At 67.9% G+C, this 24,777-nt stretch carries 21 protein-coding genes and 6 tRNA genes; 19 read left to right on the top strand and 8 right to left on the bottom strand.

What is annotated here, in order from left to right:
- The first annotated feature begins 205 nt into the window (after positions 1-205).
- From SCI24_RS08785 to SCI24_RS08800, 4 genes are all read left to right on the top strand, one after another.
- Positions 206-751, top strand: a complete 546-nt coding sequence (locus SCI24_RS08785) for a hemerythrin domain-containing protein (RefSeq protein ID WP_318725060.1) — start codon at positions 206-208, stop codon at positions 749-751.
- 168 nt (positions 752-919) lie between these two features.
- Positions 920-1,696, top strand: coding sequence for a glutamate racemase (gene murI, locus SCI24_RS08790; RefSeq protein WP_318725061.1), 777 nt, complete (start codon positions 920-922; stop codon positions 1,694-1,696).
- A gap of 66 nt (positions 1,697-1,762) precedes the next feature.
- Entirely contained in the window at positions 1,763-2,869 is a 1,107-nt protein-coding gene (trmA, locus tag SCI24_RS08795; RefSeq protein ID WP_318725043.1) for a tRNA (uridine(54)-C5)-methyltransferase TrmA, read from the top strand.
- Positions 2,870-3,052: 183 nt separating this feature from the next.
- The gene (locus tag SCI24_RS08800; protein WP_318725044.1) at positions 3,053-7,894 is read left to right on the top strand and encodes an NAD-glutamate dehydrogenase; all 4,842 of its coding nucleotides are present in this window, start codon (positions 3,053-3,055) and stop codon (positions 7,892-7,894) included.
- A gap of 84 nt (positions 7,895-7,978) precedes the next feature.
- Here the strand turns inward: SCI24_RS08800 and mgtE are convergent, their stop codons facing one another.
- Positions 7,979-9,331 carry a magnesium transporter gene (mgtE, locus tag SCI24_RS08805; RefSeq protein ID WP_318725045.1) on the bottom strand — a complete coding sequence of 451 codons (1,353 nt, stop codon included), beginning with the start codon at positions 9,329-9,331 and terminating at the stop codon, positions 7,979-7,981.
- A 202-nt stretch (positions 9,332-9,533) separates the two neighbouring features.
- Between mgtE and SCI24_RS08810 the strand changes: the two genes are divergently transcribed.
- Entirely contained in the window at positions 9,534-10,559 is a 1,026-nt protein-coding gene (locus tag SCI24_RS08810) for a quinone-dependent dihydroorotate dehydrogenase (protein WP_318725046.1), read from the top strand.
- Between the two features lie 102 nt (positions 10,560-10,661).
- On the opposite strand, the gene rmf is transcribed toward SCI24_RS08810, so the two are convergent.
- Positions 10,662-10,868 carry a ribosome modulation factor gene (gene rmf / locus SCI24_RS08815; protein WP_082042631.1) on the bottom strand — a complete coding sequence of 69 codons (207 nt, stop codon included), beginning with the start codon at positions 10,866-10,868 and terminating at the stop codon, positions 10,662-10,664.
- 261 nt (positions 10,869-11,129) lie between these two features.
- Here rmf and rlmKL point away from each other — a divergent pair, with 261 nt between their 5' ends.
- Positions 11,130-13,334, top strand: coding sequence for a bifunctional 23S rRNA (guanine(2069)-N(7))-methyltransferase RlmK/23S rRNA (guanine(2445)-N(2))-methyltransferase RlmL (rlmKL, locus tag SCI24_RS08820; RefSeq protein ID WP_318725047.1), 2,205 nt, complete (start codon positions 11,130-11,132; stop codon positions 13,332-13,334).
- On the top strand, positions 13,331-13,687 hold the full coding sequence (locus SCI24_RS08825) for a glutaredoxin family protein (protein ID WP_318725048.1): 357 nt from the start codon (positions 13,331-13,333) through the stop codon (positions 13,685-13,687). Before rlmKL ends, SCI24_RS08825 begins: the two co-directional genes overlap by 4 nt.
- 116 nt (positions 13,688-13,803) lie before the next feature.
- Here SCI24_RS08825 and SCI24_RS08830 read toward each other — a convergent pair whose 3' ends face one another.
- Complete coding sequence (locus SCI24_RS08830) at positions 13,804-14,082, bottom strand: hypothetical protein (protein ID WP_106230207.1); 279 nt, start codon at positions 14,080-14,082, stop codon at positions 13,804-13,806.
- Between the two features lie 116 nt (positions 14,083-14,198).
- On the opposite strand from SCI24_RS08830, the gene pdxB reads away from it, so the two are divergent.
- Positions 14,199-15,356: a 4-phosphoerythronate dehydrogenase PdxB gene (pdxB, locus tag SCI24_RS08835; RefSeq protein ID WP_318725049.1), complete on the top strand. Its 1,158-nt coding sequence runs from the start codon at positions 14,199-14,201 to the stop codon at positions 15,354-15,356.
- Between the two features lie 487 nt (positions 15,357-15,843).
- On the opposite strand, the gene htpX is transcribed toward pdxB, so the two are convergent.
- From htpX to msrB, 4 genes are all read right to left on the bottom strand, one after another.
- A complete protein-coding gene (htpX, locus tag SCI24_RS08840; protein WP_318725050.1) occupies positions 15,844-16,743 on the bottom strand; it encodes a protease HtpX in 900 nt (299 codons plus the stop codon).
- 120 nt (positions 16,744-16,863) lie between these two features.
- Positions 16,864-18,093: a pyridoxal phosphate-dependent aminotransferase gene (locus SCI24_RS08845; RefSeq protein ID WP_318725051.1), complete on the bottom strand. Its 1,230-nt coding sequence runs from the start codon at positions 18,091-18,093 to the stop codon at positions 16,864-16,866.
- A 76-nt stretch (positions 18,094-18,169) separates the two neighbouring features.
- A complete protein-coding gene (ylqF, locus tag SCI24_RS08850; protein ID WP_318725052.1) occupies positions 18,170-19,135 on the bottom strand; it encodes a ribosome biogenesis GTPase YlqF in 966 nt (321 codons plus the stop codon).
- Between the two features lie 90 nt (positions 19,136-19,225).
- Positions 19,226-19,627: a peptide-methionine (R)-S-oxide reductase MsrB gene (msrB, locus tag SCI24_RS08855; RefSeq protein ID WP_318725053.1), complete on the bottom strand. Its 402-nt coding sequence runs from the start codon at positions 19,625-19,627 to the stop codon at positions 19,226-19,228.
- 192 nt (positions 19,628-19,819) lie between these two features.
- Here msrB and SCI24_RS08860 point away from each other — a divergent pair.
- The 6 genes from SCI24_RS08860 to SCI24_RS08885 all read left to right on the top strand — a co-directional run bounded on the left by SCI24_RS08860 (position 19,820) and on the right by SCI24_RS08885 (position 20,574).
- Positions 19,820-19,895 (top strand) — tRNA-Glu (locus tag SCI24_RS08860).
- Positions 19,896-19,921: 26 nt separating this feature from the next.
- Positions 19,922-19,996: transfer RNA gene (locus SCI24_RS08865), tRNA-Gly, on the top strand.
- Between the two features lie 104 nt (positions 19,997-20,100).
- Positions 20,101-20,176 (top strand) — tRNA-Glu (locus tag SCI24_RS08870).
- 26 nt (positions 20,177-20,202) lie between these two features.
- Positions 20,203-20,277 (top strand) — tRNA-Gly (locus tag SCI24_RS08875).
- 105 nt (positions 20,278-20,382) lie between these two features.
- Positions 20,383-20,458 (top strand) — tRNA-Glu (locus SCI24_RS08880).
- Positions 20,459-20,483: 25 nt separating this feature from the next.
- Positions 20,484-20,574: transfer RNA gene (locus tag SCI24_RS08885), tRNA-Gly, on the top strand.
- A 61-nt stretch (positions 20,575-20,635) separates the two neighbouring features.
- On the opposite strand, the gene SCI24_RS08890 is transcribed toward SCI24_RS08885, so the two are convergent.
- Positions 20,636-21,202 carry a YIP1 family protein gene (locus SCI24_RS08890; protein WP_318725054.1) on the bottom strand — a complete coding sequence of 189 codons (567 nt, stop codon included), beginning with the start codon at positions 21,200-21,202 and terminating at the stop codon, positions 20,636-20,638.
- An 86-nt stretch (positions 21,203-21,288) separates the two neighbouring features.
- Here SCI24_RS08890 and SCI24_RS08895 point away from each other — a divergent pair, with 86 nt between their 5' ends.
- From SCI24_RS08895 to SCI24_RS08915, 5 genes are all read left to right on the top strand, one after another.
- Entirely contained in the window at positions 21,289-21,720 is a 432-nt protein-coding gene (locus tag SCI24_RS08895; protein ID WP_318725055.1) for a MarR family winged helix-turn-helix transcriptional regulator, read from the top strand.
- Positions 21,721-21,790: 70 nt separating this feature from the next.
- A complete protein-coding gene (locus tag SCI24_RS08900; protein WP_318725056.1) occupies positions 21,791-22,753 on the top strand; it encodes an ABC transporter ATP-binding protein in 963 nt (320 codons plus the stop codon).
- Positions 22,750-23,523, top strand: a complete 774-nt coding sequence (locus tag SCI24_RS08905; RefSeq protein WP_106230216.1) for an ABC transporter permease — start codon at positions 22,750-22,752, stop codon at positions 23,521-23,523. The genes SCI24_RS08900 and SCI24_RS08905 overlap by 4 nt, the downstream gene beginning before the upstream one ends.
- A gap of 1 nt (position 23,524) precedes the next feature.
- A complete protein-coding gene (gene queF / locus SCI24_RS08910; protein WP_318725057.1) occupies positions 23,525-24,361 on the top strand; it encodes an NADPH-dependent 7-cyano-7-deazaguanine reductase QueF in 837 nt (278 codons plus the stop codon).
- Positions 24,362-24,404: 43 nt separating this feature from the next.
- Positions 24,405-24,777 (top strand): nitroreductase family protein (locus SCI24_RS08915; protein WP_318725058.1); only part of this gene is annotated, 373 nt, incomplete at its 3' end.

Raw genomic sequence — 24,777 nt, forward strand, 5'->3', positions numbered from 1 at the left:
TCCTTGGCTCGCGACTGCTAGAGTGGATGTGTCGTCGCAGGCAATACGACCTTGGGCGACAGGCACAATTCCCCCCGAGCGGCTAGCTTGAGACAGGTCGGCCTTGCCGGGGTGTCACAGCGCGGTGAACCTGACCAGCCGCGGCGAATCCAACCTAGACAGCCTTCTGTTCCACATCGCCACAGAGGAGACTCCCGTCATGCCCATGCTGAAGCAGTTGCGTCAGGATCATGCCAACATGGCGCGCATGTTGCACGTCCTGCAGCTCAAGCAGAAGTCCCTGGCGTGCGGCGAGCGTCCCAACTTCCAGTTGGTCCGGGAGGTCGTCGACTACATCCTCGACTATCAGGAAGGCTTCACCCAGCCCCTCGAGAAGGTCTGCACCGAGCGCCTCAAGGAACTCGACCCCGCAAGTGTCGAGGTCACCGAGCGCCTGTCCCGGGACTATCGGGCGCTGAAGTCCCGGCTAAAGCGGCTCTCCAACGACCTCGACATGATCCTGATGGATGCCGTGGTGCCCATGGACCGTTTCGCCGAGGACCTCAAGTCCTACCTGGAGAGCCACCGCGCCTACCTGCGTGACGAGCGCGAGCTGCTGTTCCCGCTGATCCAGAAGAACTTCAACGACCAGGACCTCGAGGCCTTGGCGGCGGCCCTGCCGGAGGGCGCCCAGGCGCAGCTCGAGCGGCTGCAGGAGGCCTACCCCGAGCTCTATGCCGAGCTGCGAGATGCCCCCGAGCCGGTGACCTGACAATAGCGCACCCGGTACCGGTCTGGCGTTTCGGCTCTGCCCCGGGTCTGGGGTAGAATGGCCGGCATTCTCAGCGGCCACCCTCCACGTCATGCCCAACCTGCCTCGTTTCACCCTGCCATCGTCCTGCTCGCGTCACTCGGCCCCGAGGCGTCGAGGGGCAGGATGATGGTGGGTCCGATCCTGGTCTTCGATTCCGGCGTCGGCGGCCTGTCGGTGGTCCGGGCGTTGCGTCGGTGCCTGCCCGAGGCCGCCCTGGCCTATGCCTGCGACAATGCCATGCTGCCCTACGGCCAGCGGGAGGATGCCTGGCTGGTCCAGCGCATCCGGGCCGTCTGCGAGGCCGCCGTGGCGGCCAGCGGCTGCAGCACCCTGGTGGTGGCCTGCAATACCGCCAGTACCCTGGCGCTGGACGTCCTGCGCGCTTCCCTGACGATTCCCGTGGTCGGCACCGTGCCCGCCATCAAGCCGGCGGCCCGGATCAGCCGGACGCGCCATATCGGCCTGCTGGCGACCAGTGCCACGGTATCGCGGCCCTACACCCTGCGGCTGATCCGGGACTTCGCCGCCGACTGCCGGGTGACGCGGGTCGCCGCGGATGCCCTGGTCGGCGAAGCGGAGCGCCTGGTGGCCGGGACGTCCCCTGACCGGGCAACCCTGCGCCGCGCCCTCGCCCCACTGTGGGAGGATCCCGACCTGGATGCCGTGGTGCTCGGCTGCACCCACTTCCCGCTGCTGGCCCCGTGGCTCGCCGAGGCGGCGCCGCGGCAGGTGAGCTGGATCGACTCCGGGGACGCCATCGCCCGCCGGGTGGCCCAGGTGGTGCCGGCGCTAGCCCCTCGACAGGGTGACGAGACTAGCTTCGTCACTGCCCCCGACGAACGCCTGGACAGGGGGCTGGCCAGCTTCGGCTTCGCCCCGCCGAGGCTGCTGCACCCGGCCTGAGCCGACCGTGAGGGTCGGCACCATCATGATCCCCCTCAATCTTGTCATCTTCACCCAGGAGCCGCCGTGGCCATTCCCGTCGTCGACCCCGCCCGCTATGACCAGCAGCTCGAGGCCAAGCGCGAGCGCATCACCCGTGACTTCGCGCGCTTCTCGCCGCCGACGCTCGAGGTGTTTCCCTCGCCGCCGAGCCACTTTCGCCAGCGCTGCGAATTCCGCCTCTGGCACGAGGGGGACGACCTCTTCTATGCCATGTTCGAGGTGGACCCCGAGGACCCGAAACGCAAGACGGTGGTCCGCCTGGACGACTACCCGGTGGCCGGCCGGCAGATCAACGACCTCATGCCGCGCCTGCTCGATGCCCTCCGCGACAACGACCTGCTGCGTCGCCGGCTGTTCCAGGTGGAGTTCCTCACCACCCTCTCCGGCGAGGCGCTGGTCACCCTGATCTACCACCGTCGGCTCGACGAGGCCTGGGAGGCCGAAGCCCGTGCCCTGCAGCAGGCGCTGGGCATCATGGTCATCGGCCGCGCCCGCAAGCAGCGCCTGGTGCTGGCGCGTGACCATGTCTGGGAGCGCCTCGCGGTGGACGGCGACGAGTTGGTCTACCAACAGGTGGAGAACAGTTTCACCCAGCCTAATGCCGAGATCTGCCGGGCGATGCTGGCCTGGGCCCGGGACGTCACCCGGGACAGCCAGGACAGCGACCTGGTGGAGCTCTACTGCGGCAACGGCAACTTCACCGTGGCGCTGGCCGGCAACTTCCGGCGGGTGCTGGCCACCGAGATATCGCGGACCTCGGTGGCCAGTGCCCGGGTCAACCTGGAGGCCAACGGCATCGCCAATGCCGAGGTCGGTCGCATGTCCGCCGAGGAGTTCTCCCAGGCCCTGAAGGGCGAGAAGGGCGGGCGCCGGGTGGCCGAGATGGCCCTCGACGACTATGCCTTCTCCACGGTGCTGGTCGACCCGCCACGAGCCGGGCTCGATGAGGAGAGCTGCCGCCAGCTCAGCGAATATGCGCGTATCGTCTATATTTCATGCAACCCCGAGACCCTGGCCGACAACCTCGAGGTGCTGACCCGCACCCACGGGATCCGGCGTTTCGCGCTCTTCGACCAGTTCCCCTGGACGCACCACTGCGAATGCGGGGTCCTGCTGGAGCGGCGTGGCTGAGGGACCGGCGTATCCGGCACGCTGTCAAGCGGCGATGCGCAACCGACATGCTCCATGAGCGAAGGGGCATCTGGCTGGGGTGGGCTCGGGAAGTGACGTAAGCTGGAAGGCGATGCGGCCAGGAGGCCGCCACGTCAAGTTCTCCCGGCCGCCTCCGGCGGCCGCAGGCAGCCGAGGTGATGGATGCAACACGTCGCACACGAGGAGACCCGCCAGGATCTACTCAAGCAACTCGAGGAGCGGCTGCAAGGCCGTCTGGACGAAGACAAGGCCGCCCGGGTCGGTGCCTTCGCCCGCCACTTCTATGCCACGGTACCGCTCGATGACCTGGCCGACCGCCGTCTCGACGACATCTATGGCGCCACCCTTGCCGTGTGGCACTTCCTGCAGCAGTTCGACCCTGCCGACCCCAAGGTGCGGGTCTTCAACCCCGACTTCGAGCAGCATGGCTGGCAGTCCACCCACACCTTCATCGCGGTGCTCCACGAGGACATGCCCTTCCTGGTCGACTCGGTACGCATCGAGCTCAACCGGCGGGGCATGACCGTCCACGCCATCCACAATGCCGTGCTGGCGACGGAGCGCGATGCCCAGCACCGACTCACTCGGGTCACCCCGACCCGGAAGGCCGACGCCCCGCAGGGGCGGGAGTCGCTGATCGCCATCGAGGTGGATCGCCACTCGGACCCGGCGCTGCTCGAGGAGATCGAGACAAGCCTCCAGGAGGTGCTGCGCGACGTGCGCACCGCGGTGGCCGACTTCGAGCCGATGCGCGAGCAGGCCCGGGCGGCCGTCGCCGAGCTCAAGGCCTCGCGCCCGGACCAGGTCGATGCCGGCGACCATGAGGAGGCCATCGCCTTCCTCGATTGGCTGCTGCATGACAACTTCACCTTCCTCGGCTATGACGAGTATGTCGTCCACGAGGCCGAGGGACGCCAGCGCCTCGATCGGGTCGACGAGAGCAAGCTGGGGGTGTTCCGCCTCGACCAGCCCCGCTACCAGGAACGTATCCGCACCGACCAGGGGGTGGAGGGCGACCGCTACGTGCTGGTCCCCCAGCTGCTGTCGTTCGCCAAGAGCGCCCACCATGCGCGGATCCATCGCCCGACCTATCCCGACTACATCTCCATCGACCGCTACGATGACCAGGGACGGGTGATCGGCGAGCGCCGCTTCCTCGGCCTGTTCACCGCCACCGTCTACAACGAGTCGCCGCGCAACGTGCCCATCCTGCGTCGCAAGCTCGCGACGGTGATGGAGAAGTCCGGCTTCAATCCCAAGGGGCACAACGGCAAGCACCTGCTGCACATCCTCGAGGTCTATCCCCGCGACGACCTCTTCCAGATCGACACCGACGAGCTGACCCAGACGGCCCTGGGCATCCTCGACATGCGCGAGCGGCGCCGGGTGCGGCTGTTCATCCGCGAGGACCGCTCCGGCAAGTTCTACTCCTGCCTGGCCTTCGTGCCGCGCGACGTCTTCTCCACCGAGCTGCGCCTGCGCACCCAGGCCCTGCTCTGCGAGGAGCTCGACGCCACCTTCGGCGACTTCAACACCTACCTCTCGGAGTCGGTGCTGGCCCGCATCCAGTTCATCCTGCGCTTCAAGGGCGACCAGCCCGCCGACTACGACCTGCGGCGCCTGGAGGCCAAGCTGGCGACCCTGGCCCGCAACTGGCGCGACGACCTCCAGGGCGCCGCCATCGAGGGGTTCGGCGAGGAGCAGGCCAACCTGCTGATGGACCGCTTCCGCGATGCCTTCCCCGCCAGCTATCGTGACGACTTCTCGGCGCGTACCGCGGTCTACGACCTGCAGCACATCAGCGAGCTGGACGAGGGCCGCCCGCTGGCGCTCTCCCTCTACCGGCTGGTCGAGGAGGAGGGCAGCGGGGTCAACCTCAAGCTGTTCCACCGCGACCAGCCGATCCCGCTCTCCGACGTGCTGCCGATGATGGAGAACCTGGGGCTCCGGGTGATCGGCGAGCGCCCCTACGAGCTTGAGGCCAGCGACGGCAGCTACTGGATCCATGACTTTGACCTGGAGCACCACACCAGCACCGAGGTCAACCTGCAGGAGATGCGCGAGCCCTTCGTCGAGGCCTTCCAGCGCATCTGGAACGGGGAGGCCGACAACGACGCCTTCAACCGGCTGATCATCGGCGCCAACCTGGACTGGCGCGAGGTGGCCATGCTGCGGGGCTATGCCCGCTACCTCAAGCAGATCCGCTTTGGCGTCTCCCAGGACTACATGGCCACCACCCTGGTCAACCACCCGGAGATTACCCGTGAGCTGGTGACCCTCTTCGAGCTGCGCTTCGATCCGGCCGAGCGCCCACCGGAGGGCGAGATCGAGGTCTGCACGGGGCGCATCATCCGGCTGCTCGACGATGTGGCCAGCCTCAACGACGACCAGCTGCTGCGCCGCTACATGGAGCTGATCCAGGCGACCCAGCGCACCAACTACTACCAGCCGGGCCCCGATGGCCGTCAAAAGGACTACATGTCCTTCAAGATGGAGCCCTCCCGGGTCACCGGCATGCCCAAGCCGCGGCCGGCCTACGAGATCTTCGTCTGCTCGCCGCGCGTGGAGGGGGTGCACCTGCGCGGTGGCAAGGTGGCGCGGGGCGGGCTGCGCTGGTCCGACCGCTTCGAGGACTTCCGCACCGAGGTGCTCGGCCTGGTCAAGGCGCAGCAGGTCAAGAACGCGGTGATCGTGCCGGTGGGCGCCAAGGGCGGTTTCGTCTGCAAGCGGCTTCCCGAGGGCGGGGACCGCGATGCTATCCAGCAGGAGGGCATCGCCTGCTACAAGACCTTCATTCGCGCCCTGCTCGACGTCACCGACAACCGCGTGGGGGGCGAGATCGTGCCGCCTCGGGACGTGGTGCGCCACGACGACGACGACGCCTACCTGGTGGTTGCGGCCGACAAGGGCACCGCGACCTTCTCCGACATCGCCAACGAGATCTCGGCCGAGTACGGGCACTGGCTGGGCGATGCCTTCGCCTCGGGCGGGGCCAACGGCTACGATCACAAGAAGATGGGCATCACCGCCAAGGGGGCCTGGGAGTCGGTCAAGCGCCACTTCCGTGGCCTGGGGCTGAATACCCAGCAGGACGAGTTCTCGGTGCTCGGCATCGGTGACATGGCGGGCGACGTCTTCGGCAACGGCATGCTTCTCTCCGACCGGATCCGCCTGGTAGGGGCCTTCAACCACCTGCACATCTTCGTTGACCCGAGCCCGGACGTGGCGGCGAGCTTCGCCGAGCGCCAGCGCCTGTTCGCCCTGCCGCGCTCCAGCTGGGAGGACTACAACGCCGAGCTGATCTCCGAGGGTGGCGGGGTGTTCAAGCGCTCGGCCAAGACCGTTCCCATCTCCAAGCAGATGAAGGCGCTGTTCGACATCAAGGAGGACAAGCTCGCCCCCAACGACCTGATCCGCGCCATGCTCAAGTCCCGGGTCGACCTGCTGTGGAACGGCGGCATCGGCACCTACGTCAAGAGCAGCGAGGAGACCGATGCCCAGGTGGGCGACAAGGCCAATGACGGCCTGCGCATCGATGGCCGCGAGCTGCAGTGCCGCGTGGTCGGCGAGGGCGGCAACCTCGGCCTCACCCAGCGCGGGCGCATGGAGGCGGCCGCACGGGGCGTGCGGGTCAACACCGACTTCATCGACAACGCCGGCGGCGTCAACTGCTCCGACCATGAGGTCAACATCAAGATCCTCATCGACGAGGTGGTCAAGCGCGGCGACATGACCGATAAGCAGCGCAACCAGCTGCTCGCCGACATGACCGGGGAGGTCTCGGATCTGGTGCTGCTGGACAACTATCGCCAGACCCAGGCGCTGGACCTCGCCGAGCTCCTCTCCCGGCAGGGCATCGGGCCCTTCCGGCGCTTCATCAGCGAGCTGGAGGTCGCCGGCCAGATCGACCGCGAGCTGGAGTTCCTGCCCGACGACGAGATCCTCAACGAGCGCGCCGCCAACGAGCAGGGGATGCTGCTGCCGGAGCTCTCGGTGCTGATCTCCTACGCCAAGAGCGTGCTCAAGGGCGACCTGATCGCCTCGGACGTGCCGGACGACCCGACCATCGTCAAGTTCGTCGAGCGGATCTTCCCCGGGGTGCTGGTCGAGCGCTACAAGGAGGAGATGTACGACCACCGCCTGAAGCGCGAGATCGTCGCCACCCAGGTGGCCAACGACCTGGTCGACCACATGGGCATCGTCTTCGTGCGCCGGCTGATCGACTCCACTGGCGCCGACCGCGCCACCATCGCCCGCTCCTACGTGGTGGCGCGCGACAGCTTCCAGCTGCCGCGCCTCTGGGAGCAGATCGAGGCGCTGGACAACCGGGTGCCGAGCGCCGTGCAGTACGCCATGATGCTCGACCTGATGCGCATGCTGCGGCGCGCCACCCGCTGGTTCCTGCGCAACCGCACCGGCATGAGCACCCGGGATGCCATCGACTTCTTCGCCCCGCGCCTGGCCCAGCTGCAGGAGAACATCGGCAAGCGCCTGCGCGGCGAGGAGCACGAGGCCTGGGAGGCCCGCCGCAACGAGCTCACCGAGGCGGGCGTGCCGGAGGCCCTGGCCTCGACCGTGGCGGCCGCCGGCAGTCTCTATGCGGCGCTCGGCATCATCCAGGCGGCCCGCCAGACCAACGAGAAGCCGCAGCGCGTCGCCGAGGTGTTCTACGAGATTGGCGATCGCCTGGAGCTGCCGTGGATGATCCAGCAGATCACCGAACTCAAGGTGCGTGACAGCTGGCAGGCACAGGCCCGCGAGACCTTTCGCGATGACATCGACCGCCAGCAGCTGGCGCTGACCATCAGCGTGCTGGGCATGGAAGGTGGACCGCGGGACTGCGCGGAACGGGTGGAGCAGTGGCTCTCGCTCCACCAGGGCATGCACCGGCGCTGGTGCCGCCTGCTCGAGGAGGTGGGCAGCGGCAGCCATGGCGGCTTCCCGCTCTTCGCGGTGGCCGTGCGCGAGCTGGTCGACCTGGCCGAGAGCAATCGCGAGACCTGACCGGTCCGCCTTGCCCATGGCCAAAGCCACGAACCCCCGCCATCGGCGGGGGTTCGTGTTTTCGGGGGGCGGGCAAGGCAGCGGTCAGAGCAGGAACAGCGTGGCCAGCCCCAGGAAGGCCATGAAGCCCACCACGTCGGTCACCGTGGTCAGGATCACCGACCCCGAGAGGGCGGGGTCGATGCCCGAGCGCTTGAGCATCAGCGGGATGACGATGCCGGCGATGCCGGCGGCGAGCATGTTGATCACGAGTGCCGCGGCGATGATGACGCCGATGGCGATGCTGCCGAACCAGAGCACCGCGAGCACGGCCACCACCAGCGACCAGAGTACGCCGTTGAGGGCGGCGATGCCGATCTCCTTGCGCAGCAGCCAGCTGCTGTTGGTGCGGCTGATCTGGCCCAGGGCCAGGCCGCGGATCGCCAGGGTCAGGGTCTGGCTGCCGGCGATGCCGCCCATGCTGGCGACGATGGGCATCAGCACTGCCAGTGCCACGATCTTGTCCAGGGCATCCTCGAAGCGGCCGATCACCCAGGCGGCCAGGAAGGCGGTGACCAGATTGATGCCGAGCCACACGGCGCGTCGCTTGGCGCTGGGCATCACCGGCGCGAAGAGGTCTTCCTCCTCGTCCAGGCCGGCCATGTTCATCAGCGCCTGCTCGGAGTTCTCGCGGATCACGTCGACGATGTCGTCGATGACGATGCGCCCGAGCAGCAGGCCCTCCTCGTCGACCACCGGCGCGGAGGCCAGGTCGTGGGTCTGGAAGAGGGTGGCCACCTCGCGGGAGTGCATGGTCACCTGGATGCTGTCCACGTCGCGGTCCATCAGGTCGGCGACGGCCATCTCGGGGTCGTTGGCGACCAGGCGGGCCAGCGGCAGCGCCCCCACGAAGAAGCCGTTACGGTCGACCACCATCAGCGCGTGGGTGTTGTCGGGCACCACCTCCTTCCAGCGCAGGAAGCGTTTGACCGTCTCCAGGCTGACGTCGGCGCGCACGGCGATGGTGTCGGTGCGCATCAGGCGGCCGGCGCTGTCCTCCTCGAAGGAGAGCGTCTCCTGCAGCCGGCTGCGCTGCAGCTCGTCCATCGAGCGCAGCATGTCCTCGGCCACCTGCTGGGGAAGGTCCTCGAAGATTTCGGCGAGGTCCGTGGTGTCGAGACCCGAGGTGGCGGCCACGATCTCGGCATGGTCCATGTCATCGAGCAGGGTGCTGCGCACCTCGTCGTGGACGTGAAGCAGGACCTCGCCGTCGACCTCGCCCGGTACCCGTTCCCACAGCTTGATGCGCGCCGCCGGGGGCAGCGATTCCAGCAGCAGGGCGACCTCCGCCGGCTCGAGGTCGGCCAGGACGTCGTCGACGGCATCGAGCCGCTCGTCGCCCAGCGCCCGGTGAATGCGCGACAGGCGGTCCTCGAGGGTTTCGGTGGTATCGGCCATATGGATCTCCCTGGCTTGTGAGGCTGCACGGCCCACCCGGCCGTGATTGCCGCGACGATGCCTACAGTAGATCACAGAACGCCCCCCGGCTGTCGCTGCGGGGCCACAGGTCGTGAGGCGCCTGGCGAGGCGTCGGCGTCGTGTCCCGCCCGCGGCACTGCTATACTCTGCCGCCCCGTCCGCCCCCTTGCCCGGAGTCGCCATGTATTCGCTTGCCCGTTCGCTGCTGTTTCGCCTGGACGCCGAGACCGCCCACGGAGTCGCCCTGAGGGGGCTCGACCTGGCCGGTCGCCTGGGCCTGGCGGAGCGACTCGGCGGCGGGCGGGTCGAGGACCCGGTGGAGCTGATGGGGCTGCGCTTTCCCAACCGGGTGGGCCTGGCCGCCGGGCTGGACAAGAACGCCGATCACCTGGATGCCCTGGGCGCGCTGGGTTTCGGCTTCGTCGAGGTAGGCACCGTGACGCCCCGGCCCCAGGACGGCAACCCCCGGCCGCGGCTGTTCCGCCTGCCGGAGGCCGGCGCCATCATCAATCGCATGGGCTTCAACAATGCCGGGGTGGATCACCTGGTCGCCCGTGTCAGGGCGAGCCGCTACGACGGGGTGATCGGCATCAACATCGGCAAGAACCTCACCACCCCGGTGGAGCAGGCGGTGGACGACTACCTGACCTGCCTGCGCAAGGTGCATGGCCATGCGCACTACATCACGGTGAACATCTCTTCGCCCAACACCCCGGGGCTGCGCAACCTCCAGTTTGGCGAGCACCTGGATGCGCTGCTCGGGGCCCTGCGCGTGGAGGGAAGCCGGCTTGACCGGGAGGCCGGTCGCCGCGTCCCCCTGGCGGTGAAGATCGCCCCGGACATGAGCGCCGAGGAGGTCGGCCTGGTGGCCCGCACCCTCGAGGCGAATGCCATCGACGCGGTGATCGCCACCAATACCACCGTCTCCCGCGAGGCGGTGGCGGAGCTTGCGCATGCAGACGAACAGGGGGGGCTATCCGGGCGGCCGGTGTTCGAACCCTCGAACAGGATCATCCGCGAACTTCGCCGCCGGCTTCCCGGCATGCCGATCATCGGCGTGGGCGGCATCGACAGCGGCGAGGCGGCTCTGGCCAAGGTGGCGGCCGGCGCCGACCTGGTGCAGCTCTATTCGGGCTTCATCTATCGCGGGCCGGCGCTGGTGGGGGAGTGTGCCCGGGCGCTGCAGGCCCGCTTCGCCGGGCAGTGAGGGCCCGTCGGGCGGCCACTAAAAAGCCCATGGCATGGCCATGGGCTTGATATGTTCGTCAACACCTCTGACGATGGGCTGATGACCCGGTGAATGCGGGGGTCACATCACCATGGGGTTCTTGTGAATGCCGGAGACTCCCGTCATGCCGGACCATTGATCCCCACGACCTTCACGCCAACCGCTCATCCAGTATTCGCGTAGATTGATATCCTGACTTGGACAGTCATCGCGGGAACGACCTGAGAGACCCGCCTTGTACCCATGAACATAGGCACGCTGGAAGCGATCACGTTTCTGTCGTTTCATTGGACTACCTCTTGATGAAGGTACCGACGAGAACCCGGCCTCGAGACCGGATTCATGTTGCCCGGGCGACATCGGTCTCTGCGGCAACTCCGTGCTGCACGACGACTCGAGGCCCGCTGACAGAACGCATGCGTCATTCAGTAGCTACTCACTCATTGATAGCCCAGGATGATGACGATTGTCGACCGATGATTTGTAACAAGGCGTTCACCTGCCCGTCACGCCTTCACCCCGGCCAGGCACCACGCCGATGGAAATGTCATGACTGAACTGCACTCCCCTGATTCACTGGATCTTCTGGCCACCTGCCCGCGGGGCATCGAACTGCTGCTGGCCGACGAGCTGGCCGCCCTGGGTGCCGTCCCCGGCAAGACCACGGTGGCCGGGGTCCACCTGCGCGCGAGCCTCGAGAGCGCCTACCGCATCTGTCTCTGGTCGCGGCTGGCCAACCGGCTGGTGCTCTGCCTGGCGCAGGAGGAGGGCATCGAGACCCCCGAGGCGCTGCGTGCCGCCGCCGCGGCCATCGACTGGCGCGAGCACCTCGCACCGGGCGCGACCCTGGCGGTGGACTTCCACGGCCGCGCCGAGGCGATCCGCCACACCCGCTTCGGTGCCCAGACCGTCAAGGACGGGGTGGTCGACCGCCTCCATGCCGAAGGCCGACTACGGCCCGATGTCGATACCCGGCAGCCGGACCTGCGCCTCTATGCCCACCTGCACCGTGGGCGGCTGACCCTGGGCGTGGACCTCTCGGGCGACAGCCTCCACCGCCGCGGCTATCGCCGCGACGTGGGCCATGCGCCGCTCAAGGAGAACCTGGCTGCCGCCCTGCTGGTGCGCGCCGGCTGGCCCGCGATGGCCCGGGAGGGGGCGCCGCTGGTCGACCCGCTGTGCGGTGCCGGCACCCTGCTGATCGAGGCCGCCCTGATGGCCGCCGACATCGCCCCCGGTCTTGCCAGGGAGCGCTTCGGCTTCCACGGCTGGGCCGGCCACGACGAGCGCTGCTGGCGCGAGCTCAAGCGCGAGGCCGAGGCACGGGCCAGCATCGGGCGCAAGCGCTGCCGCTCGCGGCTTTACGGCTTCGACGAGAGCCCCCCGGCGCTGGCTGCGGCGAAGGCCAACGCCATGCGCGCCGGCGTGCCGGCGCTGATCGAGCTCGAGGGGGCCTCCCTGGCCGGGCTCGCGCGCCCCGAGGGGCTGACAGACACGCCCCGAGGGCTGGTGATGACCAACCCGCCCTACGGCGAGCGCCTCGGCGAACTTCCCGAACTGGTGCGCCTCTATGGCCAGCTCGGCGAGCGGGTCAAGGCGGCCTTCCCCGGCTGGCAGCTGGCGGTCTTCACCGCCAACCCGGATCTCGGGCATCGCATCGGGCTGCGGGCCCGCAAGCAGTACGCGCTGCGCAACGGCCCCCTGGAGGCCAAGCTGCTGCTGATGGCCATTCCCGAGGCGGAGGAGTCGTCCTCCGGGGAGGCGGCCCCCTCGCGCTCCGAGGGGGCGCAGATGTTCGCCAATCGCCTGGAGAAGAACCGCAAGCGGTTGAAGAAGTGGCTCAAGAAGAGCGGCGAGCGCTGCTACCGGCTCTATGATGCAGACATGCCCGAGTACGCCCTGGCCATCGACCTCTACGGCGACCGGGTACACGTCCAGGAGTATGCGCCGCCCAAATCCGTCGATGCCGCCCAGGCCCAGAAGCGGCTGCACGAGGCGCTGGGCGTGATTCCCGACGTGCTCGGTGTTGACCCGGGAAAGGTGGTGGTCAAGCGGCGCGAGCGGCAGAGTGGGAAGGCGCAGTACCGCAAGCAGGCGGCCAGCGGTGAGCGCTTCGAGGTGCGCGAGGGCCGGGCGCGGCTGTGGGTCAACCTGCGCGACTACCTGGATACCGGCCTCTTTCTCGACCATCGTCCGGTGCGACGCCTGCTCGGCGAGCTGGCCGCCGGCAAGCGTTTCCTCAACCTCTTCTGCTATACCGGGGCCGCCACGGTCCAGGCCGCCCTCGGATCGCAGGAAGAGGGCAAGCAGTCGGCCGGCGGGGCCCGCGAGAGCGTCAGCGTCGACCTCTCCAACACCTACCTGGAGTGGGCCCGGGACAACTTCGCCCTCAACCGGCTCGACCCCGGGCGCCATCGGGTGGTGCGTGACGACTGCCTGCGCTGGCTGGCGACCGCCGGCGGCGAGTTCGACCTGATCTTCCTGGACCCGCCGACCTTCTCCAATTCCAAGAAGATGGCCGATACCCTGGACGTCCAGCGCGACCATGGCCGGCTGGTGCGCCTGGCCATGGCGCGCCTGGCGCCGGACGGCACCCTGGTGTTCTCCAACAACCAGCGGCGCTTCACGCTGGATGCGGATCTCGCCGAGCAGTTCCGGGTGGAGGATATCTCGGCGAAGACGTTCGATCCTGACTTTCAACGCCGCCCGGACCTGCATCATGTGTTCCTGATACGCCATCGGGAGGACGCATGATCCGACTGAGGCTCTATACCACCCTGGGCTGCCATCTCTGCGAACAGCTGGAGGCGGTGCTGACGACCCTGTGTGCCGAGCGGTACCGGCTGGAGCGGGTCGAGATCAGCGAGGACGAGGGGCTGGTCGCGCGCTACGGGGTGCGCATCCCGGTGCTGGTGGACGAGGCGGGACAGGAACTGGACCGCGGCATGGAACCCGACCGCCTGGCCGCCTGGTTGGCGGCTCGAGGCTGGCTGGACGAGACGGCCTGGCACTCGCTGCAGCAACTCGGTGGCGAGACGTCGCCCGGGGTGACGACGAGAGCGGCGCAGGGGGCAACCCTGCGCGGCGGGCGGCGCTATCTGGGATGACCCGGCTTCGCCGGGCGGTGACACGTTACAAGGGGCAAGGAAGACCCTTGAGGCTTACAGCGCTGGTGGAATCCTTCTGGCTTGCAGCTTGCAGCTTGCAGCTTGCAGCTTGCAGCTTAAGGCTCCAGCAGCGAGAGCTGGCTGACGGCGTCGCGTCCCTCGGCGCTCTCGTCCTCCACCTCCAGCACCTTGCGAAAGCCCCGCGAGGACAGGATGGTGGTCTCGTCGGCCAGCCACATCATCGCCTGGTCGTGGTCATCGGCCAGGCGATGCTTCAGGCCGCCGAACTGGGTGCCGATCTGCCCCCAGGCACGGCTGAAGATCCAGTCGCCGAACATGTCCTGATGGACATGCACCAGCACATAGTCATGGTCGGTTTCCCAGCGGACGATCACGGCAGCTCCCGAGGTGGCGGGCGCCGCAGGCCTGCGGCGCGCGAGTGGCAATGGCGGTATTGTAAGGGCTTGGGCACACTGAACAAGTCGTTTCACCAGCAGGACGGGAGCCAGCCATGAGAATCGTCGTCGACGCCAACGTCCCCGCCGCCGAGAAATGCTTCGGGGAGATGGGCGAGGTGGTCCGCCTGCCGGGGCGCGAGATCGATGCCGCCGCGCTGCAGGAGGCCGACGCCCTGGTGGTGCGCTCCATCACCCGCGTCGACGAGGCCCTGCTGGCCCGTGCCGACCGGCTGCGCTTTGTCGGGACCTGCACCATCGGCACCGACCACGTGGACGAGCGGACCCTGGCCGAGCGCGGCGTCGCCTTCGCCAGCGCCCCGGGCTGCAATGCCGAGGCGGTGGTGGACTACGTGCTGGGCAGCCTCTCGACCCTGGCCGAGCGCCAGGGGTGGCGGCTGGCCGAGCGCCGCGTCGGCATCGTCGGCGTGGGCAACGTGGGCGGGCGGCTGCTCGAGCGTCTCACGGCGATGGGCATCGACTGCCTGGCCTGCGACCCGCCCCGCGTGGCGGCGGAGGGCGCCGAGGGGCTGGCCGGCTTCGAGGAGCTGGACACCCTGATCGACGAATGCGACGTGCTCTGCCTGCATACCCCGCTGGTGACCGAGGGACCTTACCCGACGCACCACCTGCTCGATGCCCAGCGCATCGCGGCCCTGGCCCCGGGCAGCGTGCTGCTCAACGCCGGACGCGGCGACTGCGTGGATGGCCGGGCGCTGCGTCAGCGGCTGGCGGGGCAGAGTGATGTCAGCGCGGTGCTCGATGTCTGGGAGCACGAGCCCGCCATCGACAGCGGCCTGGCGGATCTCGCCGCCATCGCCACCCCGCATGTCGCCGGCTACAGCCTGGACGGCAAGCTGCGCGGCACCCACCGGATCTATGGCGCCCTGGCCCAGCATGTCGGCCTGCCGGCGCGACTGACGCTGGTGGACCTCGCGCCCCCGCCCCCCGTCACGCGTCTCGTCCTGGACGCCGGCCTCGGCCCCGAGGAGGCGCTGCGCCTTTGCCTGCGCGCTGTCTACGACGTGCGGCGTGACCACGACAGCCTCTACCGCGAGGCCCGTCGCCAGGGCATGGACAAGGGCTTCGATGCCTGCCGAGCGGCCTATCCGTTGCGCCGGGAATTCGGGACCCTCGACATCCAACTTCGCGAGGGGGCCCGAGAGCTCGCGCCGCTGCTGAGCGGAGCGGGCTTCCGGGTCGCCACTGCCTGATGACGTTGGGGCGGCAAACGACAGCGGGCCCGCCAAATTATGGCGGGCCCGCTGTCGTACGGTGAAACGGCTTCTCTGCAGTAGGCGGCGGTGCGGATATGGCCTGTGCCGTGAGCCGCGGCGGGTTGGTCCCGCCGTGGGTCGCCGTTATTGCCGGTAGGCCGCTTCCTTGAGGGCGCGGATGCGGCCCTGTGCAGAGAGCAGCGGCGGGTGGCCCCGCCGTGGATCGCCGTTATTGCCGGTAGGCCGCTTCCTTGAAGGCGCGGATGCGGCCCTGTGCAGAGAGCAGCGGCGGGTGGCCCCGCCGCGGATCGCCGTTATTGCCGGTAGGCCGCTTCCTTGAGGGCGCGGATGCGGCCCTGTGCAGAGAGCAGCGGCGGGTGGCCCCGCCGTGGATCGCCGTTATTGCCGGTAGGCCGCTTCCTTGAAGGCGCGGATGCGGCCCTGTGCAGAGAGCAGCGGCGGGTGGCCCCGCCGCGGATCGCCGTTATTGCCGGTAGGCCGCTTCCTTGAGGGCGCGGATGCGATCATCCAGCGGCGGGTGGCTGGCGAAGAGCCGCTCCATCAGCGAGCGCGTCTGGCCCTTGGTGATGGCCATGGCCCGCAGGGTGTCCGGCATCTGGTCCGGCATCTCGGTCTCGGCCTTGAGGCGGGCCAGGGCGTTGATCATGGCCCCGCTGCCGGCGAGGTGTGCGCCGGCGCTGTCCGCGCGATACTCCCGGAAGCGCGAGAACCAGGCGACGATGGCCGAGGCGATCAGCCCGAAGACGATCTCGGCGACGATCACCACCGCGAAGTAGCCCATGAAGCCCAGGCCGCCGCCATCGTCGCGACGCAGAAAGCTGTCGACCAGCTGGGCCACCACCCGCGCGAAGAACATCACGAAGGTGTTGAGCACGCCCTGGATCAGCGCCAGGGTAACCATGTCGCCGTTGGCCACGTGGCCGATCTCGTGGGCCAGCACCGCGCGCACCTCCTCCGGGCGCATGCGGTTGAGCAGGCCGGCGGAGACCGCCACCAGGGCATCGTCCTTGTTCCAGCCGGTGGCGAAGGCGTTGGACTGCTGGGCCGGGAAGATGCCCACCTCCGGCGTCTTGATGCCGGCCTCGCGGGCCAGTTCGGCCACGGTATCGACCAGCCACTTCTCGGTGGCGTTGGAGGGCGACTCGATGATCACGGTGCCGGTGCTGCGCTTGGCCATCCACTTGGAGATGAACAGCGAGACCATCGAGCCGGCCATGCCGAAGATGAAGCAGAAGATCAGCAGGGCATTGAAGTTCATGCCCTGTTCGGTCAGGTAGCCCTCCACCCCCAGCAGGCGCAGGGTGATGCTGGCCACCACGATCACGGCCAGGTTGGTGCCCAGGAAGAGCAGGATTCTCATCATTGCCGGAAATCTCCAGTCGTCGGGAAGGGGGCGCCGCGCTCAGCGGCTTGCACAAGCTGTTGCTTAGATACGCACTTGCCCGCCGGGTTTCAAGCGGCGGGCAGAAGGGCATGCCCCGGCCTACTGGCGGTAGCGCGACAGGAAGCGGGCGAAACGGTCCAGGGCGTCCTCGAGCTGGTCGGCCCAGGGCAGGGTGACGATGCGCACGTGGTCGGGGTCCGGCCAGTTGAAGGCGGTGCCCTGCACCAGCAGGATCTTCTCCTGCAGCAGCAGGTCGAGCACCAGCTGCTGGTCGTCGCGGATGTTGAACACCTTGGGGTCGAGTCGCGGGAAGGCGTAGAGGGCCCCCTTGGGCCGGGTGCAGCTGACCCCGGGGATGGCATTGAGCTTCTCGACGGTGATGTCGCGCTGGGCGAGCAGACGGCCGCCGGGCAGGATCAGGTCGTTGATCGACTGGTAGCCGCCCAGGGCGGTCTGGATGGCGTGCTGGGCCGGCACGTTGGCGCACAGGCGCATCGAGGCCAGCATGGTCAGCCCCTGGATGAAGTCGGCCGCGCGCTGCTTGGCGAGGTGGCCCGAGAGGATCATCCAGCCGGAGCGGAAGCCGGCACAGCGGTAGCTCTTGGAGAGGCCGTTCATGGTCACCACCAGCTGGTCCTCGCCGGCCAGCGCCCCGGTGGAGACGTGCTCGACCCCGTCGTAGAGGATCTTGTCGTAGATCTCATCGGAAAAGACCACCAGGTCGTGTTCCCGGGCGATCTCCAGCAGCTCGCGTACCACCGCCGGTGGGTAGACGGCCCCGGTGGGGTTGTTGGGGTTGATGATCACGATCGCCCGGGTGTGGGCGGTGACCTTGGCGCGGATATCGGCCATATCCGGCGCCCAGTCGGCCTGCTCGTCGCAGAGGTAGTGCACGGCATGGCCGCCCGAGAGGTTGGCCGCCGCGGTCCACAGCGGGTAGTCCGGGGCCGGGATCAATACCTCGTCGCCGTCGTTGAGCAGCGCCTGCATGGCCATCACGATCAGCTCGGAGACGCCGTTGCCGATGTAGATGTCCTCGATGCCGACGCCGGGAATCTCCTTGCGCTGGCACTCCTGCATGATCGCCTTGCGTGCCGAGTAGAGCCCCTTGGAGTCGCAGTAGCCCTGGGCGGTGGGCAGGTTGCGCATCACGTCCTGGAGGATCTCTTCCGGCGCCTCGAAGCCGAAGGGGGCGGGGTTGCCGATGTTCAGCTTGAGGACGCGCTGGCCTTCCTCTTCCAGCCGCTTGGCGTGCTCGAGCACCGGGCCACGGATGTCGTAGCAGACGTTCTCGAGCTTGTGCGATTTCCTGATCGGGGGAGTGTCCATGGGCGCTGAGATCCAGTGATGTCGGTGTGCCGCCTCTGCCGGGGCGGGCGTCGTCTCGGGGCAGTGTTGCCGGTGATTATGCGGGCTCGGCACCGTCACCACCAACCGCGTCGGCGGCGTCCGGTTCGGGTTCGGGCGGGATGTCCGCCGGGGTCTCCAGGGTCAGCCGGCCCAGCTTGCCGTCACGCAGCTCGTGGAGCAGCACCTCGGCACCGCGATGCAGGTCGACCTCGCCACCGGGGCGCAGCCCGCCGCGCCTGGCGGCGATCTCGGCGAGGATCGCATGGCCGTCGAAGCCGGCCAGGGCGAGGAGGTCGACCCGCACCGGGCCATCGGCCTCGACCCGCCCGGCCTCGGGGTGGGGGGCGTACGCGGGCAGGGTCTTGAGCTTGTAGCGCGCCTTGAGGGCCTCGGGGTAGCGCCTGGCCAGCTCGGCTGCGGCGACCACGGCGACCTCCACGTAGTCGATGGCGGTATCGCGGATGGCACCGCTGGCGGCCAGGCGGTGGGCGCTGGCCTGGTCCTCGATCTTGGGCCACAGCACCCCGGGGGTATCGATCAGTGCCACACGGCCGCCGATACGCACCTTCTGCTGGCGCTTGGTCACCGCCGGCTCGTTGCCGGTCTTGGCGATGGTGCGCCCGGCCAGGCCGTTGATCAGGGTCGACTTGCCGACGTTGGGAATGCCCATGACCATCACCCGCACGTCGCGGTCGGCGCGCACCTGGCCGGCCAGCTCATGGCATAGCTTCGGGATGCGCTTGAGCTCGCGCGCCTGGGTGGTGGTCACCGCCAGGGCCCGCATATCGTCCTGGGCGTCGAAGAAGCTCACCCACTCGCGGGTCCGCTCGGGGTCGGCGAGGTCGGCTCGGGACAGGACCTTCAACACCGGCTTGTGGCGGGTGAGCTCGGCCAGCATGGGGTTGGCGCTGGAGTAGGGCAGGCGGGCATCGAGGACCTCGATCACCACGTCGATCTCCGGCAGCGCCTCGAGGATCTGCCGGCGCGCCTTGTTCATGTGTCCCGGGTACCAGCCGAGCATCGAGCCTCTCCTGCATGCGCATGAATGAAAACGGCCGCCCATCATAGCAGATGGGCGGCCGTGTCAGGGGAGGGCGGTGACGGGCCGGGACTACTCCCCGGCGTGGAACTGGATCGCCACCGAATTGATGCAGTAGCGCAGCCCGGTGGTCTCCTGGGGGCCATCGGGGAAGACATGGCCGAGGTGGGCATCGCAGCGGGCGCAGGTCACCTCGGTGCGCTGCATGCCGTGGCTGGTGTCGGTCTGCTCCGCCACGCAGCTCGGCGTGAAGGGACGGTCGAAGCTGGGCCAGCCGCAGCCGGCGTCGAACTTGTGCTCGTTCTCGAACAGCGGGGCGTTGCAGCAGACACAGTGGTAGATGCCGTGCTCGTCACTCACGTGGTAGTGGCCGCTGAAGGGCGGCTCGGTGCCTTTCTCGCGGGTGACGCGGTACTGCTCGGGCGTCAGCTGCTGCTGCCATTCGACATCGCTCTTCTGGATCTTGCTGCGCATGGCCTCTACTCCTTGTCTTGGCGCCGGGGGCGGGCCCGGCGCGTGTCACTTCCATTCTGACATCATCAGGGGCGGGTGTTTCCAGTCACCGGACCGCATCGGTCACGGGATATCAACGTCCGGCGAGACCCGCTTGACAGCTTCCCGGGTGCTGGGTAATATTCGCCGCACCTCGACGAGGCGAGACATTGCGTCCCATTCGTCTAGTGGTCCAGGACACCGCCCTTTCACGGCGGTAACAGGGGTTCGAACCCCCTATGGGACGCCACTTCCGGTGTTGGCAGTGCGAGACCTGCGGGAATAGCTCAGTGGTAGAGCATCGCCTTGCCAAGGCGAGGGTCGCGAGTTCGAATCTCGTTTCCCGCTCCATTTGGTTTGGGTAGCGTACTTGATCAGGCCAAGGCTCGGCTCACGAGCTGGAGAGAAAGCCCGGTCGAATCTCGTTTCCCGCACCAAGCTGAAATGGCTTATGCGTCCCATTCGTCTAGTGGTCCAGGACACCGCCCTTTCACGGCGGTAACAGGGGTTCGAACCCCCTATGGGACGCCACTTCCGGTGTTGGCAGTGCGAGACCTGCGGGAATAGCTCAGTGGTAGAGCATCGCCTTGCCAAGGCGAGGGTCGCGAGTTCGAATCTCGTTTCCCGCTCCATTTTGTTTGGGTAGCGTATTAGATCAGGCCAAGGCTCGGCTCAACGAGCTGGGGCGCCAGCCCGGCTGACGGCAGCCCCGTCGAATCACGTTTCCCGCTCCATGCGTCCCATTCGTCTAGTGGCCTAGGACACCGCCCTTTCACGGCGGTAACAGGGGTTCGAACCCCCTATGGGACGCCACTTCTTCAGCACGACCTCCAGATCAGCGGGAATAGCTCAGTGGTAGAGCATCGCCTTGCCAAGGCGAGGGTCGCGAGCTGGAGCGCCAGTCCGATCGAATCTCGTTTCCCGCTCCATTCGATTTCTTCAAATTCTTCGCTCCGTCCGGACTCCTTGCGGCCTCTCCAGGTCGGCGGATCAGTATGCCCAGACCACGGCCATCAGCACGCCCCACGCCAGCACGCCTGACGCCATGATGGTATAGGTCGCCGACTGGGCCACCAGGTCGTCATCCCCTCGCCGGCAGAGTCCCTGCAGGCCGTGGTAGATCAGGCTGCACGAGATCCCCAGCGCCACCAGCACGGCCAGGGCGTTGAGCAGCAGGCTGGGGACGAACAGCACCAGCGAGGCGCTCCATAGCGGCAGCGGGGCCATGGCGGCCAGCAGGTAGGCATCGTGGTAGTCGATCGACAGCTCCTCCTGGGCGTTGACCACGGCGTGGATCAGCCAGCCCATGACGAAGAAGGTCAGCAGTTCGGCCAGGAAGAGGATGGTGGTGATGAAGCGCCAGGGGCGTTCGGCGAAGCCGGTGACGAAGTCGTCACCATAGTGGGTGCCGGCGTAGTAGAGCATCAGCGGGGGGAGCAATGACATCGGCAGGACCACCAGCCAGGCCAGGGTCGGGATCGGGATCCGCCGCTGCTGGAGCTCCTTCCAGCCCGCGGTGCGTGAGAAGGGCAGGCGGAAGACAGTCATGGCGTTCATGGGGCACCTCGTGGTCAGGCTCGCTGTTTTGTATCATGTTATGATATGTATTAGTTCCCGTGTTGCCCGCTGTCAAGGAGGCCACCATGCCCCAAGACCTCGACCCGAGCCCCGCGTCCCTGACCAAGCAGGACTTCGAGCGCCTGTCGCACTTCCGCTATCGGCTGCGCTGCTTCCTGCGCCAGAGCGAGGACATCTGTCGTGACCACGGCCTCACCCCCCTGCAGTACCAGCTGCTGCTGCACCTGAAGGGCTTCGCGGGGCGCGAGTGGGCGAGTGTGGGGGAGCTGGCCGAGCGGCTGCAGGCCAAGCACCACGGCACCGTGGCGCTGGTCGGGCGCTGCGAGGAAGCCGGCCTGGTGGAACGCCGGCCCGGGCGGGCCGATCGTCGCCGCATGGAGGTGCACCTGCTCGCCAGGGGTGCCGAACTGGCCGAGCGCATCGCGGCCCTGCACCAGCCCGAGCTTCGCCACCTGCAGGAGGAGTTCTCGCTGCCGGGCTGGGAGGGCGAACCTTGAAGTTTCCCGGGCCATCCCCATTTCACCGGGTTCTCGCGACGACTTCCATTTCTCTCTGACGGGATCGCACATGGCCGAACCGGCACTGTCCATCCGTGGCCTGACCAAGGTCTACGGCAATGGCTTCCAGGCCCTGAAGGGCATCGACCTCGACGTCGCCGAGGGCGACTTCTATGCCCTGCTCGGGCCCAACGGCGCAGGCAAGTCGACCACCCTGGGCGTGGTCTGCTCGCTGGTCCAGAAGACGGCGGGCCAGGTCTCGATCTTCGGCATCGACATCGACCGGGACTTCGCCCGTGCCAAGTACCATCTCGGCGTGGTGCCCCAGGAGTTCAACTTCAACCAGTTCGAGAAGGTCATCGACATCGTGCTGGCCCAGGCCGGTTACTACGGCATGTCGCGTCGCGAGGCGCTGCCCCGGGCCGAGGAGCTGCTGCGTGACCTGGGCCTGTGGGACAAGCGCAACGGCAGCGCGCGGATGCTCTCCGGCGGGATGAAGCGTCGGCTGATGATCGCCCGGGCGCTGATGCACCGGCCCCGGCTGCTGATCCTCGACGAGCCCACCGCCGGCGTGGATATCGAGCTGCGCCGCAGCATGTGGGAATATATGCGCCGCATCAATCGTGACGAGGGCACCACCATCATCCTCACCACCCACTACCTGGAGGAGGCCGAGAGCCTGTGCCGCAACGTGGGGATCATCAACCACGGCGTGATCATCCGGAACACCAGCGTGCGTGAGCTGCTTGCCGAGCTGGATACCGAGACCTTCCTGCTGGACCTGGCGCACCCCATCGAGGCCGCGCCTGAGGTGGCGGGCTTCGAGGTGAGCCGGGTCGATGCCGCCCAGCTGGCGGTGGTGGTGCATCGCGGCCAGCGCCTCAACGATGTCTTCGAGGCGCTCAGCGCCCAGGGGCTGCAGGTGATGTCGATGCGCAACCGCGCCAACCGGCTCGAGGAGATGTTCGTCTCCATGGTGGAGCAGGGCAACAGCGACAAGGCGGCGGCAGAAGCAGCGGAGGCGCGCGCATGAACCCGACCCAGATCGCCATCGCCCTCTGGACCCTGGTGCACAAGGAGGTCAAGCGCTTCACGCGGATCTGGCCGCAGACCCTGCTGCCGCCGTCGATCACCATGACGATGTACTTCATCATCTTCGGCAACCTGATCGGATCGCGGATCGGCGAGATGGATGGCTACAGCTACATGGACTTCATCGTCCCGGGGCTGATCATGATGGCGGTGATCACCAACAGCTACTCCAACGTGGCCTCCAGCTTCTTCTCCAACAAGTTCCAGCGCTCCATCGAGGAGATGATGGTCTCGCCGATGCCCAACTGGGTGATCCTCACCGGCTTCGTGCTGGGCGGCATGGCCCGCGGCCTCGGCGTGGGGCTGATCGTTACCGGGGTGTCGCTTTTCTTCACCCGCATCGAGGTAGCGCACCCGCTGCTGACGGTCTTCGTGGTGGTGCTCACCGCGGCGCTGTTCGCCATCGGCGGCTTCATCAACGCCCTGCTGGGCAAGAAGTTCGACGACATCTCCATCGTGCCGACCTTCGTGCTCACGCCGCTGACCTACCTCGGCGGGGTCTTCTATTCCATCTCGCTGCTGCCGGCCTTCTGGCAGGGCGTGTCGATGCTCAACCCCATCCTCTACATGGTCAACGTCTTCCGCTACGGCTTCCTTGGCGTCTCCGACATCCCCGTGGGCTGGGCCCTGGCCGCCATCCTGGCCTTCATCAGCGTGCTCTTCGGGGTGGCCCTGTGGATGCTGAATCGCGGCAAGGGCATCAGGAGCTGATATGGCACATCATCGACCCGACACCCTCGCGCATGCCCCCCTGGGGCGCGAGGCCGCCTATCCGGAGCACTACGATGCCGGGCTGCTCTTTGCCATCCCCCGCGCCGCCAACCGGGCGCCGCTGGGCATCGAGGAGGGCGCCTTGCCCTTCGCCGGCGAGGACGAGTGGCACGCCTTCGAGGTCTCCTGGCTCAATGCCCGCGGCAAGCCGCTAGTCGCCGTGGCGCGCTTCCGCCTGCCGGCGGATTCGCCGAACCTGATCGAGTCGAAGTCCTGGAAGCTCTACCTCAATAGCTTCAACCAGACGCGCGTCGAGAGTCGCCAGGCGGTCATCGATACCCTGGAGCGCGACCTGGCGGCGGCCGCCGGTGCGCCGGTGGCCGTCGAGCTCTTTCACGTGGACGACGCGGCGCTGGCGACGTCGCGTCTGCCGGGTGAGTGCCTGGACGACCTTGACATCGAGGTGACCGATTACACGCCCAGCGCCGAGCACCTGGCGATAGGGGAGGAGAGCGTCGAGGAGACGCTGCACTCCCACCTGCTCAAGTCCAACTGCCCGGTCACCGGACAGCCCGATTGGGGCAGCGTGCTGATCCGCTACCGGGGCCCGAAGCTCGACCGCGAGGCGCTCTTGCGCTACCTGATCGGCTACCGCCAGCACCAGGACTTCCACGAGCACTGCGTGGAGCACATCTTCATGGACCTGATGGCCCGCACCCGGCCGGAGCGACTGCTGGTGCTGGCGCGCTACGTGCGCCGCGGCGGGCTGGACATCAGCCCCTGGCGGGCCACCCCCGGCGAGCGCCCGCCCGAGCCGCTGCGGCTGGCGCGGCAGTAGCCGCTTGGGTAGAGTGCCGACTGAACCAGAACAGGAGAGCGACATGGATGCGATGACGCTGCTGCACGAACGCAGCTCCATGGGCAAGCTGATGGGGCCGCCGCCGAGCCCCGAGCAACTGGAGGCGATCTACCGGGCGGCCCTGCGGGCGCCGGACCACAAGGAGCTGCGTCCCTGGCGTTTCATCGAGTTCTCCGGCGAGGGCCTCTCGCGCCTCGGCGAGCTGTTCGCCGAGGCGGAGTTCCGCGAGGACCCCCACGTGGGCGACGCGGCCCTCGACGCCGCGCGCAAGAAGCCGCGGCGTGCCCCGATGATCATCGCGGTGATCGCCAAGGTCACGCCCGATATTCCCAAGGTGCCGAAGATCGAGCAGGTGATCTCCGCCGGCTGCGCGGCCCACGGCATCCTGCTCGCCG

It is taken from the genome of Halomonas sp. (genome assembly GCF_033549285.1).
Classification (GTDB): domain Bacteria; phylum Pseudomonadota; class Gammaproteobacteria; order Pseudomonadales; family Halomonadaceae; genus Halomonas.

Coding starts and splice junctions, on each gene's coding strand:
- SCI24_RS08785 (WP_318725060.1), top strand. CDS start 206: ATGCTGAAGCAGTTGCGTCAGGATCATGCCAACATGGCGCGCATGTTG.
- murI (WP_318725061.1), top strand. CDS start 920: ATGGTGGGTCCGATCCTGGTCTTCGATTCCGGCGTCGGCGGCCTGTCG.
- SCI24_RS08800 (WP_318725044.1), top strand. CDS start 3,053: ATGCAACACGTCGCACACGAGGAGACCCGCCAGGATCTACTCAAGCAA.
- mgtE (WP_318725045.1), bottom strand. CDS start 9,331: ATGGCCGATACCACCGAAACCCTCGAGGACCGCCTGTCGCGCATTCAC.
- SCI24_RS08810 (WP_318725046.1), top strand. CDS start 9,534: ATGTATTCGCTTGCCCGTTCGCTGCTGTTTCGCCTGGACGCCGAGACC.
- rmf (WP_082042631.1), bottom strand. CDS start 10,868: ATGAAACGACAGAAACGTGATCGCTTCCAGCGTGCCTATGTTCATGGG.
- rlmKL (WP_318725047.1), top strand. CDS start 11,130: ATGACTGAACTGCACTCCCCTGATTCACTGGATCTTCTGGCCACCTGC.
- SCI24_RS08825 (WP_318725048.1), top strand. CDS start 13,331: ATGATCCGACTGAGGCTCTATACCACCCTGGGCTGCCATCTCTGCGAA.
- pdxB (WP_318725049.1), top strand. CDS start 14,199: ATGAGAATCGTCGTCGACGCCAACGTCCCCGCCGCCGAGAAATGCTTC.
- htpX (WP_318725050.1), bottom strand. CDS start 16,743: ATGATGAGAATCCTGCTCTTCCTGGGCACCAACCTGGCCGTGATCGTG.
- SCI24_RS08845 (WP_318725051.1), bottom strand. CDS start 18,093: ATGGACACTCCCCCGATCAGGAAATCGCACAAGCTCGAGAACGTCTGC.
- ylqF (WP_318725052.1), bottom strand. CDS start 19,135: ATGCTCGGCTGGTACCCGGGACACATGAACAAGGCGCGCCGGCAGATC.
- msrB (WP_318725053.1), bottom strand. CDS start 19,627: ATGCGCAGCAAGATCCAGAAGAGCGATGTCGAATGGCAGCAGCAGCTG.
- SCI24_RS08890 (WP_318725054.1), bottom strand. CDS start 21,202: ATGAACGCCATGACTGTCTTCCGCCTGCCCTTCTCACGCACCGCGGGC.
- SCI24_RS08895 (WP_318725055.1), top strand. CDS start 21,289: ATGCCCCAAGACCTCGACCCGAGCCCCGCGTCCCTGACCAAGCAGGAC.
- SCI24_RS08900 (WP_318725056.1), top strand. CDS start 21,791: ATGGCCGAACCGGCACTGTCCATCCGTGGCCTGACCAAGGTCTACGGC.
- SCI24_RS08905 (WP_106230216.1), top strand. CDS start 22,750: ATGAACCCGACCCAGATCGCCATCGCCCTCTGGACCCTGGTGCACAAG.
- queF (WP_318725057.1), top strand. CDS start 23,525: ATGGCACATCATCGACCCGACACCCTCGCGCATGCCCCCCTGGGGCGC.